The organism is Acidobacteriota bacterium (assembly GCA_020845575.1).
In the GTDB taxonomy this organism is placed as follows: Bacteria; Acidobacteriota; Vicinamibacteria; order Vicinamibacterales; family Vicinamibacteraceae; genus Luteitalea.
In genome coordinates, this window is record JADLFL010000013.1 from 36,211 (window position 1) to 51,282 (window position 15,072).

Sequence of the window (15,072 nt, forward strand, 5' to 3'; positions counted from 1 at the left end):
TACCGATGTCTGGTTGGACACCGCAAGGGCGTAAATGTTCCCTGCAGGGTGACTATCTGGCGCGGTGCGGGTCTGTCCCGTCGCGCAAGCCGTCGCCGAGGACGTTGAACCCCAGCACGAGGCAGGCAATCGCCAGCCCCGGGACGATGGTGAGATGCGGCGCATCGAGCAGGTGGCTCCGGCCGGCGTCGAGCATCGCCCCCCAACTCGGCGTCGGCGGCTGGACTCCAAGACCGAGGAAGCTCAGGGAGGCCTCCGCCACAATCGCGCCCGCCATGCCGAGCGTGGCCTGCACGAGCACAGCCGGGTACGCCGACGGCAAGACATGCCGCAGGAGGATCCTCGGCGCCGACGCTCCGAGACTGCGCGCCGCCTGGACGTACTCGAACTCGCGCGCCTTGAGGACCTGTCCGCGCACCAGTCGCGCGTATCCCACCCAGCCGATGGCCGTCAGCGCGATCACCACGTTCCGCAGGTTCGGACCGAGTGCGGCCACGAGCGCAATCGCGAGAAGGATGCCCGGGAACGCCATGAGGACGTCGATGACGCGGCCCACGAGCGTGTCCAGCCACCCGCCGGCGTAGCCAGCCGCGCCTCCCACGAGCACGCCGACGATGGCCGATACGGTGACGACCGTGACACCCACCAGCAGCGACACGCGCGCGCCGGCGAGCAGGCGCGACAGGATGTCGCGTCCGAGTTCGTCGAGCCCCAGCGGATGCGCCCATGTGGGACCGGCGAGTCTCAGCGTGAGCTCCTGCGTGCGCGGATCGGCTGACACGAGCCACGGGCCGGCGAGGGCCGCCACCGCGATCGCCACCACGAGCGCCAACCCGATCCGCAAGTTCATTCGTACCGAATCCGGGGATCGGCGAATCCGTACGCGAGGTCGGTCAGCAGGTTGACCGCGACGTACGTGACGGCGATGAGCAGAATGCAGCCTTGCACCATCGGGTAGTCACGGAACTGGATCGACTGGATGAGGAGCCGGCCGAGCCCGGGCCACGCAAAGATCGTCTCGGTGACGATCGTCCCCGTGAGCACCGCGCCGAACTGCAGGCCGACGATCGTGATGATGGGGATCAGCCCGTTGCGCAGCGCATGACGCAGCACGGTGCGTGACGCGGACAGACCCCGCGCACGCGCGGCGCGCACGTACAACTCGCGGAGTTCCTCCACCAGCGATGCGCGCGTCATCCGCGCCAGGAACGCCGCCAGCGCGAGCCCCAGCGTAAGTGCCGGTAACACGAGATACGCCGGCGGCACGCGCGGAACAGACGCGATCAGCATCTCCGACGAGGGGCCACGTCCAGAAATGGGCAACCAGCCCAGATGCACGCCGAACAGCAATGCGAGCAAGGGGCCGAGCCAGAAATTCGGCATCGACACTCCGACGAGAGCCAGTGTCATCGCCAGGGTGTCCACCCACGTGTTCGCTCGCACGGCGGCGAGGATGCCGAGCGGAAGAGCCACGGCGATCGCGACGACCATGGCCGTGACGGCCAGCAATGCCGTCGCGCCCAGCTTCTCGGCCAGTTCGGTCGTCACGGGACGCCCGGTCCGCAGCGACTGCCCCAGTTGCCCACCAATCGCGTCGCGGAGGAACCGCGCGTACTGCGTCGGCAGCGGATCGTCGAGCCCCAACTTCGCGCGCAACGCGGCCACGTCGGCCGGCGTGGCCGCCTCGCCCAACATCGACACCGCGGGGTCCCCGGGCACCATGTGGATCAGCGCGAAGACCAGCGTCGCCACGCCGAGCAGGACCGGCACGGTCAACACGAGCCGACGGAGCAGGAAGCGCAGCATGAATCGGCCGCTATGGTAGTCGAGAGTCGGCATCTTCCTCATCGAGACCGAGCCGCCGTACGAGCTTGCTCAGTCCCTGACGCGTCAGTCCCAGGTCCCGGGCGGCCAGGGACGGCCGTCCGCCCGCGCGTGTCAGCGCTTCGCGGACGTACGTCGCTTCGAACTCCCGTCGCGCCGCCTCCAGCCCCGAGCGGCACAGGTAATTCGTGGTCTCGGTGCGTCGGGCGTCAGGGGGCAGATCGTCGACGGTGACGCGCCCGCGCGGCGGCACGCGGACAGCCAGCGCCGCCAGCGTGTTCTGCAGTTGCCTGACATTGCCGGGCCAGTCCTGTCGCGAGAGTGCGTCGAGCACGCGTGCCTCGAGTCGCGCACGACTCCCGACGCGTGCCGTGCAGTCATGCCACAGATGACGGGCCAGTTCGGGGATGTCCTCGCGGCGTTCGCGCAACGCCGGCATGCGCACGCGCACGACGTCGAGCCTGTAGAACAAGTCGGCCCTGAACGTCCCCCGCCGCACGGCGTCTTCGAGCGACACGTTGGTCGCGGCGATCACGCGGACGTCGACCCGGCGTGACTGGTTCTCGCCCACGCGACGCACTTCCCCGTCCTGCAGTACGCGCAACAGCTTCGCCTGGGCTCGCGCACCGAGTTCGCCGACCTCGTCGAGGAAGAGCGTCCCGCCATCGGCGTCATCGAACAGGCCGACACGATCGGCGGCGGCACCGGTGAACGCACCGCGCACGTGGCCGAACAACTCGGACTCGATCAGTTCGTCTGGCAACGCCGCGCAGTTGATCGCCGCGCACCGGCGATGCCGACGCGGTCCGAGCCCGTGAATCGCGCGCGCCGCCAGTTCCTTGCCGCACCCGCTCTCACCTCGAATCAACACGGGAAATGGTGCGCGCGCCGCCAGTGCGATCTGCGCGCGTACGTCCTGCATCGTCGCGCTGCTGCCGACCAGCGTCTGCTCCAGGCCAGGCGCGGCCGCGCGCGGCGGCGGCGGCAGCGCACACACGCGCGGCGCCACCAGTCTGGCAAACACCGTCAGCAGTGGCTGGTGATCGAGTCCCGCCTCACGCGACGCCCACGTCCCACCGACATGCACCGTCGTTCCGTCACTCGACTCGTGACGGCCCACCGCGAACCATCCGTCGGCGGCCACCAGCGAGTCGACGCCGTCGAGGACGGCGAGTCGCGACCAGGCCTCGACGGCGGCGGTGTCTCCGTCGCGTGCCACGGCGCGAACGGCGCCGCCCGTCCGCACGAGGATCCCGGCGGCGCGTGCCCGCGTGTGCCTGCGCACCGCCCGGCACGCGATCGACAGAGCGTCCTCATCCCGGCGCGCATCGTCCACCTGCGCGCTGACATCCAGCAGTTCCAGGTGCGTCATGAGAGCACGATCTCCTGCGGGGGCGGCGACCCATGAGAACGCTGGGCACGCCGGAGCCTCCGACGAGGCGCGCCACGCTCGGCCAACGAGACGCGCATGTGCTGCGTGGTGAAGAACCCGCCGCGGCGGCGGGCAGGGAGTGCGCGCGTGCAACGACGCCGCGGGCCACGACGCCGATGACGGCGACTGGCGCGCGATCGCGGCGACCCGTCCCCCGGCGACCGTCCACGCGATCAACACATCGCGGGCGCGACAAGCGTCGTCAGCCGGGACCGCCACGAACACGGGCGGGCACCGTGCCGGATGCGCGGCGCCTGGCGTGTGCTGCAGCACGACGAGCATCGGCAGCACGACGGGCGTCAATCCCGCGCGCATCGCCATGCACGCAAGACGGTACCAGTCCTCCACGTCGTATATGGTCGTCACGCCTATGCGATGGGTCGTCCAGTCCGCCGGCCGGGCGATGGGAGCCTCGTGCCGGCCACTGGGCGCGGCCGGCGGCACCGGGCCCGTGGCAATCGCGGCGCGTGCGACCCAGCGCCCCATGACATCGCGCGTGAGCCAGCTGTCGAGACACACGTCTGATGGCGGGATGCGCCGCCCCCCCACGCGTTGCGACGGCCGCCATGCCTGGACGGCGTCGTGCGGCACGATCGTCGTGACCAGGCGGACGCGCCATCCGGTGGCGAGGTCGAACAGTCCCTCGGACGTTTCCAGCAGCCGTCCGACGCGCAGACCGGAGGCCACGACAGGCACTCGCGACATGCCACGGTCCAGAGCAAGGGGCTCGCCAGCGCGCATGACGCGCAATAGCGGCGGAAATGCGCGATTCGGTGGCAGGACGCTGCGGAATCTGCACACCCCGGACCCTCGTAACGCAGCAGGAAGTAGAATCGTCGCCGATGCTGCGCTTCCTCACGGCAGGTGAATCACACGGACAGGCCCTCCTGGCAACGGTCGACGGACTGCCAGCGGGCCTGCCGATCGATCAGGACCTGCTCGCACACGACCTGCGGCGCCGACAACTGGGCTATGGCCGCGGCAGGCGCATGCAGATCGAGACCGACACGGCGGAGATCCTTAGCGGCATCCGCAAGGGTGTCACGCTCGGCAGCCCTGTCGCGATGCTCATCCGCAATCGCGACTGGAAGAACTGGCAGCAGACGATGCACGTCGGTGCGGACGCGCCGGCTGACGCCACGGGTGCGCGTCGCGCCCCGGTAACGCGGCCACGTCCCGGGCACGCCGATCTGGCAGGGGCGCTGAAGTACGACCGCGCGGACATGCGCGACATCCTCGAGCGCGCCAGTGCCCGCGAGACCGCTGCGCGCGTGGCCGTCGGCGCGCTCGCACGTCAGTTGCTCGCCGCGCTCGACATCCAGGTGGTGAGCCATGTCTTCACGCTCGGTCCGGTGACAGCCGGCGATCCGCTGGCGTACACGTTCGAGCAGGTGGCAGCGATCGACGACGAGGCGCCGCTCCATTGCGTGGACGAAACCCTGCAGCAGCACATGATCGAGGCGATCGACGCGGCGCGCGCGGCGGGAGACACGCTCGGCGGCGCGTTCGAAGTGATCGTGCGCGGCCTCCCGGCAGGACTGGGATCGCACGTGCAGTGGGACCGCAAACTCGACGGCCGCCTCGCGCAGGCCGTGATGTCCATCCCCGCGATCAAGGCGGTGGGACTCGGCAAGGGCGTGGGCGTCGCCACGGTCCCGGGATCGCAGGTTCACGACGAGATCCTGTTGCCGACAGACGATGCGCCCCGCGCGCTTGGCGTGGTGCGTCCGACCAACCGCGCCGGCGGGCTCGAAGGCGGCGTGACCAACGGGGAGGACCTGCGCGTCAGCGGCTACATGAAGCCGATTTCCACGCTGATGAAGCCGCTGCGCTCGGTAGACCTGCAGACGATGCAGGAGTCGCCCGCGGCGATCGAACGCAGTGACGTGTGTGCCGTGCCCGCAGCGGCCGTCGTCGGTGAGGCGATGGTGGCGTTCGTGCTCGCTGACGCCATCCTCGAACGCTTCGGCGGCGACACGCTTGACGACATCCGCGCCGCGGTGGCCCACGCACAGGCGCGCGTGACCCGCCGCTTCCGGTCGGCGGCTGCCGACGCCTGACGCGCGATGCGCCGGCCAATCCTGCGCTACGGCGCGCCAGTACTCCAGCGGAAGGCGGCCCCCGTCGCCGCCCTCACGCCAGACATCGACTCGCTCATCGACGACATGCGCGAGACAATGCAGCACGCGTCGGGCGTGGGACTGGCGGCTCCGCAGGTCGGCGCATCCGTGCGCGTCTGCCTCGTCGATCTGTCGGGCGGCAGACGACCGGATCAGACGATGGTGCTCATCAATCCCGACGTCATCGAGCGCGGCGGCCTGCAGTTGAAGGAAGAAGGCTGCCTGAGCGTGCCCGGTGTCGAGGCGACGGTGCCGCGTCCGCTCCGTCTCACGGTGCGCGCGATGGATCGCGACGGCGACGTCAGAGAGATTCACGCCGAGGGCCTGCTGGCCCGCGTCATCCAGCATGAGGTCGACCATCTGAACGGGATCCTCTTTCTCGACAGGCTCCGTCCCGAATATCGGTGGGTGCTGACGCGCCGCATCGCGCGCCTGAGGAACGCCGGGAAATGGTGAGGACGTCCTGACATGACGCGCTTGCGCATCGCGGTCTTCGGCACGCCGGCGTTCGCCGTGCCGACGCTCGACGCCCTGTTGGCCTCCGAGCACGACGTCGTCGGCGTCGTGACCCAGCCCGATCGTCCGCGCGGGCGAGGACAGCAGGTCAGCGAGTCGCCGGTGAAGGAGCGGGCGCGACTGGCGGGCGTGCCGGTGCTGCAGCCAACGCGCCTTGGCGACGAGGCGTTCCTCGCGGCGTTTCGCGAATGGCGTGCCGATCTCGGCGTGGTGGCCGCGTACGGTCGCCTGCTGCCGCAGGCCCTGCTCGACATCCCTCCGCGCGGTCTCATCAACGTCCACGCGTCGCTGCTGCCCGCCTGGCGCGGTGCCTCGCCGATTCAGCGAGCCGTGCTCGACGGCGATCGCGTGGCCGGCGTGACGATCATGCGTGTCGTGCTGGCGCTCGACGCCGGTGCGATGCTGGGGCGCGTCGAACTGCCGATCGCCCCCGACGACACGGCCGGGACGCTCGAAACCCGCCTGGCGGTGGCCGGCGCGCATCTGCTGCGTGACGTGGTCGACAGGATGGGTCAGGGTGAGACGGTCGCCGAGGAACCGCAGGACGATTCGAAGGCGACGCTCGCCCCGAAGATCGAAAAGCAGGATGGACTCATCAACTGGACGCGACCCGCGGCCGAACTGGACCGCCACGTCCGCGGCATGCAGCCGTGGCCGGGCGCGTTCACGTTCGTCGACGGTCAGCGCGTGGTGATCCGCGAAGCCACCGTCGACGCGCGTGCCGCTGGCGCCGCGGGCCCGGGCGACCTCATCGATCGCGACGGCGACGCCGCGGTGTTCGCGTGCGGCGACGGCACGGCACTGCGCGTGCGCCAGGTGCAGCCCGCGGGGAAACGCGTGATGACCGCGCGTGAGTGGCTGCAGGGCCGGCGCAGCCCGCTGCCGATCGTGGCCGGCCCGCACGCATGATCGCCCCCGCACGGCGAGCGGCCACCGACGTGCTCGTTGCCGTCGACGCCGGACGGCACGATCTGCCGACGGCACTGGCACAGGCACACGCCGGCCTCGCCGACGCGCGCGACAGGGCCCTGCTCACCGAACTCGCCACGGGCGTCCAACGCTGGCGCCTCGCGCTCGACTTCGCCATTCATGCACGCACCGGCAGGCAGCCCGCGGACCTCGATCCCGAGGTGCGCACCGCGCTTCGACTCGGTCTGTATCAGTTGTGGCACGCCACGCGAACGCCGGCGTCGGCGGTGGTCCACGATGGCGTGGAGATCGTGAAGCGCGGTCCGCGCCGGAGTGCGTCGGGGATGGTGAACGCCGTCCTGCGACGCGTGGCACGCGAGGGCATGCCGCAACTCCCCGAGCCGCCACGCGTGCCTGTCGACGATCCGCGCTGGCGACCGCAGGCACTGGCGTACCTCGCCATCGCCCAATCTCATCCCGCGTGGCTCGTGGAACGGTGGCTCGACAGATTCGGGTACGACGCGACCGAGGCGTGGGTCCGCTACGACAACACGCCTGCTGACGTCACGGTCTGGCGCACCGACGGCGCCAACCACGACGACGTCGAGGGCGAGCCGACGCGCTACGTCCCCGGCGGACTCACGCTGACGAGCGGACGCGATGCCATCGGCCTCCTGGCCACGGGCCGTGTCTACGCACAGGACGAGGCGTCGGCGGCTGTCGGCCTCGTCGCGGCCTGCGTGGCACGCGGGCGCGTGCTCGACGCGTGCGCCGCGCCAGGGGGCAAGACGCTTGCCATGGCGTCGCGGACAGGGGCCGACGTCAGATTCATCGCAAGCGACTTGCGCGCAAGACGCGTGACCCTTCTGGCACAGACTCTCGCCCGCGCACGGCAACGCCGCGTGGCCGTGCTGCGGAGTGACGCAAGCCGCCTGCCCTTCGATGCGTCGCTCGATACCGTGCTGATCGATGCACCGTGCTCCGGGCTCGGTACCCTGCGCCGCGACCCCGACGTCCGCTGGCGGCGCACCGCCGCGGACCTGCCGGCGCTCGTCGCCGTGCAGCGCGCGCTCATCGAGGAGGGGCGTCGCGCGATGCGTCCCGGAGGCACGCTCATCTACGCGACATGCTCGAGCGAGCCCGAAGAGAACGAGTCGCTCATCGCCGACGTCCTTCGCGCCCACCCCGACCTCGCGCGCGTGGACCTGCGACACGCCGGACTGCCGCCGACCATGACTCCCCTGCTCACCGCGGATGGTGCGCTGCGAACGTGGCCGCACGCCCACGGACTCGACGCCTTCCATGCCGTCGCGCTGCGCGTCGCGGGTAAGATCGACGACTGATGGAGGCGCGCCGCGGGTTCACCGGACGGGTGTGGGGCCTGGGGAAGCTGCTGGCGCTGCTGGCACTGCTGGCCGTCACGTATGCCGTCTCATTCGGCATGGCGATGCGTCTCGCGCTCCGGACGCGGGACGTCCGCGTGCCCGATCTCCTGGGCCGCAGCGTCAATCAGGCCAGCACGTCGTTGACCGAACTCGGGTTGCCGCTCAAGGTGGAAGAAGCGCGGCGTTCCGATCCCAGAGTACCGGCGGGACTGATTCTGGCGCAGGACCCGCTGGCCGGCAGCACGGCCCGCCGTCCGCGCAGCGTGAAGGTGTGGCTCAGCGCCGGTCCGACTGTGAGCCGCGTACCCGCCGTCTCCGGGCTGACCGAACGCACCGCACAATTGCGGCTCGAGAGCGAAGGCATCGGGATCAGGAGCCTGTCGGCGATCCGGTCGTCGGTCTTCCCTGCCGGTGTCGTCGTGGCGCAGAACCCGCTCCCCGGGTCCGCCGCCGATACGGTGGCGCTCCTGGTGAACCGCGGGGAACGAGGCGCCACGTATGTGATGCCCGATCTGATTGGCGTCAGCGCGTCGCAGGCCGCACAGCTCCTGCGCGGGCGCGGGTTCCGCGTCGCGCTCGTGGCCGAGCAACCCTACCCCGGTGTCCCCCCCGGTATCGTCCTGAGGCAATCGCCGCTCGGTGGCTTCCAGATCGCCCCCGGTGATGCCATCTCCCTCGAGGTGAGTCGATGAGCGTGCTGATCGCGCCATCCGTACTGAGCGCCGACTTCGCGGCCCTCGGAGACGCCGTGCGTCTGGTGGCAGACGGCGGCGCCGACTGGATCCACGTCGACGTGATGGACGGCCGCTTCGTGCCCAACATCAGTATCGGCCTGCCTGTGGTCGCCGCGCTGGCCAGGGTGTCTCCACTGCCGCTCGACGTTCACCTGATGATCGTCGAGCCCGAGCACTACGTCGACGCGTTCGCACGCGCGGGTGCGGCGTCGGTGTGCGTCCATGTCGAAGCCACGCCCCATCTGCACCGGCTCGTCCACCGTATCAAGGACAACGGCGTGAAGGCGGGCGTGGCGATCAATCCCGCCACGCCGCTCGAGGCTCTGACAGACATCGCCCCGGATCTGGATCTGGTGATCCTGATGACGGTCAACCCGGGATTCGGCGGGCAGACCTTCATCGAGCGTTCCTACGACAGACTGCGCCGGCTGCGCGATCTGCTCGACGCGACAGGGAGCCGGGCGCTCGTGACCGTCGACGGTGGCGTGGATCCGGCGCGGGCCGAACGCGTGGCGGCCGCTGGCGGCGACGTCCTCGTCGCCGGCCAGGCTGTGTTCGGCGCGGCCGACGCCGCCCGGGCCATCGCGGACCTCCGCACCGCGGGCGACCGCGGCTGGCACGCACGTACGACACGATGAGTGGCGTGGCGGGACAGACGCGGATCCGCGTCAGATACGCCGAAACGGACCAGATGGGCGTGGTCTACCACGGCAACTACTTCGCCTGGTTCGAAGTGGGGCGCGTCGAGCTCCTGCGACAGGTCGGCTGGAGCTACAAGGCACTCGAAGCCGACGGCATCAGCCTGCCGGTGATCGAAGCCACATGCCGATATCAGCAGCCGGCGCGGTACGATGACGAGTTGGAGATCCGCACCGCAGGCCGAATGGCGAGCGGCGTCAGGGTCGAGTTCTCGTATGAGCTGGTCCGCCTGGCCGACCTTCGTGTCCTGGCCACGGCGCGGACCCTTCATGTCCCCGTCACTCGTGACGGGCGGCCCTGCCGCCTGCCTGTGGCGCTGAGGGAGATCTTCGCGTGAGGGCACTCGTCACAGGAGCGGCCGGGTTCATCGGCTCGACGCTCACCGACCGACTGCTGGAGCGCGGCGTCGAGGTGGTCGGTGTCGACTGTTTCACCGACTACTACCCGCGCGCGCTCAAGGAAGGCAACCTCGCGACGGCCCGCCGGTCGTCGCGCTTCAGGTTCGTCGAGGACGACCTGCTGACAACGGACCTCGACGCGCTGCTGGACGGAGTCACGCACGTCTTCCACCTCGCCGCGCAGGCCGGCGTGCGCAAGAGTTGGGGTCGTGACTTCGACGTCTACGTCAGCAACAACATCTCCGCAACGCAACGCCTGCTCGAGGCGTGTGCCGGCCGCCCGGTCGAACGGATCGTCTATGCCTCGACGTCGTCGGTGTACGGCGACGAGGCCGCGATCCCGATGCGTGAAGACCAGCGCCTGCAGCCCGTCTCGCCGTACGGCGTCTCGAAGCTGGCCGCCGAACACCTCGGACACCTGTACCACGTGAACCACGGGGTGCCCTTCGTGGCGCTGCGTTACTTCACCGTGTACGGTCCCCGGCAGCGGCCCGACATGGGCTTCCATCGCTTCCTGTCGGCGGTCATGGACGGTCGTCCGCTCGCGCGCTACGGCGATGGCGAGCAGACGCGCGACTTCACGTTCGTTGCCGATGCCGTCGCCGCAACGATGGCCGCGGGCACATCAGGGGTGCCGGGCCGCGTCTACAACATCGGCGGCGGTTCGCGCGTCACGGTCAACCGGGTGTTCGAAATCATCGGCGATGTCGTCGGTCGTCCTGTGACGATTGACCAGCAGCCGTCACAGAAGGGCGACATGCGCGATACGTACGCCGACACGAGCCGCGCCGCGGCCGACCTCGGCTTCGCGCCGTCCGTCACGCTGGAACAGGGATTGGCAGAAGAGTACGCATGGCTACGCAGCACACGAGCATGATACGGACGACGGTGGTACGCATGGCCGTGGCGGCGATGGTGGTCGTGACCGCCGCGTGCGCGGCCAAGCGTACCAACATCCCGACGGGCATCAGCGAACCCGACAAATACCTGTACGAACAGGGCATGGCCGCGATCGAGGACCGCAAGTGGTTCACCGCGCGCGAGTACTTCCAGCAACTGGTCGACGGCTATCCCCAGAGCCCGCTTCGTGCCGACGCCAAGCTCGGACTCGGTGACGCGTACCTGAAGGACGGATCGACGGAGGGCAAGCTCCGGGCCGAACGCGAGTTCCAGGAATTCCTGTCGTACTTCCCCACCCATACCAGGGCCGACTACGCGCAATACAAGCTCGCGATGACGCACTTCGACCAGATGCCGAAGGCCGAACGCGACCAGACGGAAACGCGCGCCGCACTCGAGCAGTTCGAAGCGTTCCGCCAGCGGTACCCGAACAGCGCGCTGCTGCCGGAGGTGATCGAGAAGGAGCGAATCGCACGCGATCGCATGAGCGAGTCGATCTACAAGGTCGGCTTCTTCTACCATCGATCGCGCTGGTATCCGGGCGCGATCTCGCGGTTCCGCCAGGTGCTGCAGGAGGACGCGCAGTTCACCAACCGCGACGCCGTGTACTACTACCTCGCCGACTCGCTCGTGGCCGTCCGCCTGGAAGCCGAAGCGCTCCCGCTGCTGGACCGCCTCCAGGCCGAGTTCGAAGAGAGCGAGTTCCTGGTGAAGGGTGCGGCGCTGCGCGATCGGGTCCAGACGATCATGTCGCAGCGCACGCCGGGGACGCCCGAGGGATCGCCGGCCAGCGTCACATCTCCGGCTGCACCGGTACCGACACCGGATGGCACACCGATCATCGCGTCGCCCGCCACGCCGGCGGTGGATGTCAAACCGAAGACGGCGGTTCCTTCCTCAGAACGTCGTTGAAGCGGCGGTAGTAGTCCACCCCGGACCACACCGCGAGCGCGAGCATCACCCACAGCGCCACGGGCCCCACCCAGTCGAGGGGGAACGGGACGCTTGGCGCGAGCAGCAGGCCGAGGATGGCCGTCACCTGCGCAGCCATCTTCCCCTTCCCGAGATCAGAAGCGGGCATGGCCACGCCTCGCGCCGTGGCCACGCTGCGCAATCCGGTCACCGCCAGCTCCCGCCCCACGATAATCGTCACCATCCAGGCGGGCGCGCGATCGAGCTGTACGAGCGAGATCAGCGCACCGAGCACGAGCAGCTTGTCGGCCAGCGGGTCGAGCCACTCGCCAACGGCCGTCACCTGCCGCCGGCGGCGCGCGAGCCAGCCGTCGAAGAAATCGGTGAGCGAGGCCAGCGCGAAGATCAGCGCGCCGAGCAAGTCGCTGTGGACGCCGGTCCAGTCCCAGCTCCGCGGCGGCGTGAGCATCACCACCACCAGCAGCGGCACCAGCACGATGCGCACGATCGAGAGCGTGTTCGGGAGGTTCAGCATCGGCAGGTGCGGGGCCATTGTACCCGGCGACGGAAGGGCTGCCGGGACGTGCGCTATCATCGTGTTCTGAAATGAAGGCCATTCTTCTGGCAGGCGGTAAGGGCACGCGCCTGCGCCCGCTGACACTCCACACCCCGAAGCCCATCGTTCCGATTTTCAACAGGCCGTTCCTGATGTACCAGCTCGATCAGCTGCGTCAGGTGCCTGAGGTCACCGAGGTAATCCTCAGCCTGAACTACCAGCCGCGCCGCATCGAGGAGACGTTCGGCGACGGCGAAGCGCTCGGCATCAAGATTTCGTACGCGGTGGAACCGCAGCCGCTCGGCACGGGCGGCGCGATCAAGTACGCCGCGCAGACCGTGCAGGACTCGGTGATCGTCCTCAACGGCGATGTCCTCCAGGCGATCGACCTGCAGGCCGTGATTGCGCGACACCGTGCGGCACAGGCGAAGGCAACGATCGTCCTGACGCCTGTGGAGAATCCGTCGGCCTACGGGCTCGTGGAAACGGACGCCGACGGCAACGTGCAGCGCTTCCTCGAGAAGCCCGGCCAGGACGAGATCACCGTCAACACGATCAACGCGGGCATCTACGTGCTCGAGCCCGAGACGCTCGACCGCATTCCCGACAACGAGGCGTACTCGATCGAGCGGCAGTACTTCCCGTCGCTCGTCGCCAACGGCGAACGGTTCGTCGCCTACGTCAACGACGGGTACTGGATCGACATCGGCACGCCCGAGAAGTACCGGCAGGTCCATCGCGACATCATGGACGGCCGTTATCATGCCGCGCCGTTCCTCGATCGCGCCGGCGGCATCGTCGATCTCGGCGCGCGCATCGAGCGTGACGTGCACATCGAGGGGCCGTGCTTCCTCGACGAGGGCGTGGTGATCAAGGCAGGTGCCCGCGTCGGTCCGTACGCGGTGATCGGCCGGCAGGTGCAGATCGACGAGCAGGCGCAGGTGCGCGACTCGGTGGTCTGGGCCAACTCGGTGATCGGCGCCGACGCCACCGTCGACGGCGCCCTCGTGGGCCGCAACAGCCACATCGGACGCAGTTCGGTGGTGAGCCAGGGGCGGATGCTCGGCGATCGCCCCACGGTGACCGACTTCAGCAGGCTCTGAGCCGTCGCGCGACGCGGAGGTCGCGCGACTCCCCCAACGTACCCGGTAGCAGGACGCGCAGTGTCATGGCAGACGTGAACGTGGTCGATCCCAGCATCTTCAAGGCGTACGACGTACGCGGGCTGTATCCGTCGGAAATGAACGAGACGGCCGCCCACGATATCGGCGGCGCCTTTGTCACCTACCTGAAGGCACGTCGCATCGGCGTGTCGCGCGACATGCGCACCTCGTCGCCTGGTCTGGCCGACGCGCTGATCGAAGGCGCGCGGCAGCAGGGCTGCGACGTGGTGGACTACGGGATGCTGCCCACCGACGTGATGTACTTCGCGGTGTGCCGCGACGGACTCGACGGTGGCGCGCAGATCACGGCCTCGCACAACCCGAAGGAGTACAACGGCGTCAAGCTCGTGTCTCGGGAGGCGCGTCCCCTGAGCGGCGACGCCGGCATCAAGGAGATTCGCGAGATGATCATGGCTCGCGAACTGCCGCCAGGCACACCGGCGCGTGGCGCGTACGAGCGCCGCGACGTGATCGACGCGTACCTCGCGCACATCTTCGGCTTCATCGACCCGGCGATCATCACTCCGTTCAAGTGCGTGCTCGACGCCGGCTCCGGCATGGGCGGATTGATCGGTCCGAAGATCTTCGAGCGGCTGCCGTGCCGCACCACGCACGTCGCGATGGAGGTGGACGGCACGTTCCCGCACCACGAGTCCAACCCGCTCATCGAAGAGAACCGCCGGACCGCGACTGCCACGGTCCTCCAAACAGGCGCCGACATCGGCATCGCCTGGGACGGCGATGCGGATCGGTGCTTCTTCATCGACGGCACGGGCGACTTCGTCGCGGGCGATTTCGTGACGGCGCTGCTCGCCGAGGCGTTCCTGATGAAATCGCCTGGCGAGAAGATCATCTACGACGTCCGCGCCAGCTACGCCGTCAGGGACATCGTCGAACGGTACGGCGGCACGGCGCTCATGAGCCGCGTGGGACACGCGTTCATCAAGCAACGCATGCGCGCCGAGAACGCGATCTTCGGCGGCGAAGTCACGGGACACTACTACTTCCGGGACAACTGGTACGCCGACAACGGCTTCATCCCCGTGCTGCTGATCCTCGAACTGATGTCACGCAAGGGCCAGACGCTCGCAGAACTCCTCGCGCCGCTCCGTGCGAAGTACTTCATCTCGGGCGAGATCAACACGAAGCTCCCGAGCATGGCCGACGCCGACGCGCGCATCGCGGAGATCACGGCCCGCTTCGCCGACGGCCACGTCTACCATCTCGACGGTGTCTCGGTGGAGTATCCCGACTGGCACTTCAACGTGCGCAAGTCCAACACCGAGCCGCTCCTCCGGCTGAACCTCGAAGCCACGTCGCAACCCCTCATGGAACAACACCGCGACGAGATCCTCGCCCTGATCCGCGCGTAGCCACTGCCCCGCGCCTCACTGCGCCTCGTCGAGCCGAGCGCCAACGTCGCGTCGCGCTGGAGGTCCGGCTGTTCCCTGGGACGGCTCTGTCAGTGGTGCAGTGCCGCAGATTGACTTCAGCCAAACCCGACGTCGATAATGGGTGGCCGCG

Annotated in this window: 15 protein-coding genes; 11 read left to right on the forward strand and 4 right to left on the reverse strand. The window is 69.1% G+C overall.

The features are described from left to right. Positions 1–52: 52 nt before the first annotated feature. From IT182_03640 to IT182_03650, 3 genes are read right to left on the reverse strand one after another with little or no spacing between them, the layout of a single operon-like run. Positions 53–850, reverse strand: coding sequence for an ABC transporter permease (locus tag IT182_03640; protein MCC6162424.1), 798 nt, complete (start codon positions 848–850; stop codon positions 53–55). Continuing rightward, entirely contained in the window at positions 847–1,806 is a 960-nt protein-coding gene (locus IT182_03645) for an ABC transporter permease (protein MCC6162425.1), read from the reverse strand. The genes IT182_03640 and IT182_03645 overlap by 4 nt, the downstream gene beginning before the upstream one ends. A 10-nt stretch (positions 1,807–1,816) precedes the next feature. Then, positions 1,817–3,961 (reverse strand): sigma 54-interacting transcriptional regulator, encoded by a 2,145-nt coding sequence (locus IT182_03650; protein MCC6162426.1) that lies wholly within the window; start codon positions 3,959–3,961, stop codon positions 1,817–1,819. Positions 3,962–4,101: 140 nt separating this feature from the next. Between IT182_03650 and aroC the strand changes: the two genes are divergently transcribed. Genes aroC through bamD form a run of 9 tightly spaced genes read left to right on the forward strand, consistent with a single transcriptional unit; the run spans position 4,102 to position 11,829 of the window. Next, a complete protein-coding gene (aroC, locus tag IT182_03655; GenBank protein MCC6162427.1) occupies positions 4,102–5,316 on the forward strand; it encodes a chorismate synthase in 1,215 nt (404 codons plus the stop codon). 6 nt (positions 5,317–5,322) lie between these two features. After that, positions 5,323–5,832 (forward strand): peptide deformylase, encoded by a 510-nt coding sequence (def, locus tag IT182_03660; protein ID MCC6162428.1) that lies wholly within the window; start codon positions 5,323–5,325, stop codon positions 5,830–5,832. Between the two features lie 21 nt (positions 5,833–5,853). Continuing rightward, positions 5,854–6,801 (forward strand): methionyl-tRNA formyltransferase, encoded by a 948-nt coding sequence (locus IT182_03665; protein MCC6162429.1) that lies wholly within the window; start codon positions 5,854–5,856, stop codon positions 6,799–6,801. Continuing rightward, the gene (locus IT182_03670; GenBank protein MCC6162430.1) at positions 6,798–8,144 is read left to right on the forward strand and encodes a 16S rRNA (cytosine(967)-C(5))-methyltransferase RsmB; all 1,347 of its coding nucleotides are present in this window, start codon (positions 6,798–6,800) and stop codon (positions 8,142–8,144) included. The genes IT182_03665 and IT182_03670 overlap by 4 nt, the downstream gene beginning before the upstream one ends. Then, entirely contained in the window at positions 8,144–8,878 is a 735-nt protein-coding gene (locus IT182_03675; protein MCC6162431.1) for a PASTA domain-containing protein, read from the forward strand. Before IT182_03670 ends, IT182_03675 begins: the two co-directional genes overlap by 1 nt. Further along, positions 8,875–9,558: a ribulose-phosphate 3-epimerase gene (locus IT182_03680; protein ID MCC6162432.1), complete on the forward strand. Its 684-nt coding sequence runs from the start codon at positions 8,875–8,877 to the stop codon at positions 9,556–9,558. Before IT182_03675 ends, IT182_03680 begins: the two co-directional genes overlap by 4 nt. Before the next feature lie 5 nt (positions 9,559–9,563). Next, positions 9,564–9,956, forward strand: coding sequence for an acyl-CoA thioesterase (locus IT182_03685; protein MCC6162433.1), 393 nt, complete (start codon positions 9,564–9,566; stop codon positions 9,954–9,956). Next, positions 9,953–10,894 carry a GDP-mannose 4,6-dehydratase gene (locus tag IT182_03690; protein ID MCC6162434.1) on the forward strand — a complete coding sequence of 314 codons (942 nt, stop codon included), beginning with the start codon at positions 9,953–9,955 and terminating at the stop codon, positions 10,892–10,894. Before IT182_03685 ends, IT182_03690 begins: the two co-directional genes overlap by 4 nt. Beyond that, complete coding sequence (bamD, locus tag IT182_03695; GenBank protein ID MCC6162435.1) at positions 10,870–11,829, forward strand: outer membrane protein assembly factor BamD; 960 nt, start codon at positions 10,870–10,872, stop codon at positions 11,827–11,829. The genes IT182_03690 and bamD overlap by 25 nt, the downstream gene beginning before the upstream one ends. On the opposite strand, the gene pgsA is transcribed toward bamD, so the two are convergent. Continuing rightward, positions 11,789–12,361, reverse strand: coding sequence for a CDP-diacylglycerol--glycerol-3-phosphate 3-phosphatidyltransferase (gene pgsA / locus IT182_03700; GenBank protein ID MCC6162436.1), 573 nt, complete (start codon positions 12,359–12,361; stop codon positions 11,789–11,791). The genes bamD and pgsA overlap by 41 nt on opposite strands. A gap of 74 nt (positions 12,362–12,435) precedes the next feature. Between pgsA and IT182_03705 the strand changes: the two genes are divergently transcribed. Together IT182_03705 and IT182_03710 are read left to right on the forward strand one after the other, a co-directional pair. Next, on the forward strand, positions 12,436–13,488 hold the full coding sequence (locus tag IT182_03705) for an NDP-sugar synthase (GenBank protein MCC6162437.1): 1,053 nt from the start codon (positions 12,436–12,438) through the stop codon (positions 13,486–13,488). Positions 13,489–13,553: 65 nt separating this feature from the next. After that, positions 13,554–14,921 (forward strand): phosphomannomutase/phosphoglucomutase, encoded by a 1,368-nt coding sequence (locus IT182_03710; GenBank protein MCC6162438.1) that lies wholly within the window; start codon positions 13,554–13,556, stop codon positions 14,919–14,921. Positions 14,922–15,072 lie beyond the last annotated feature (151 nt).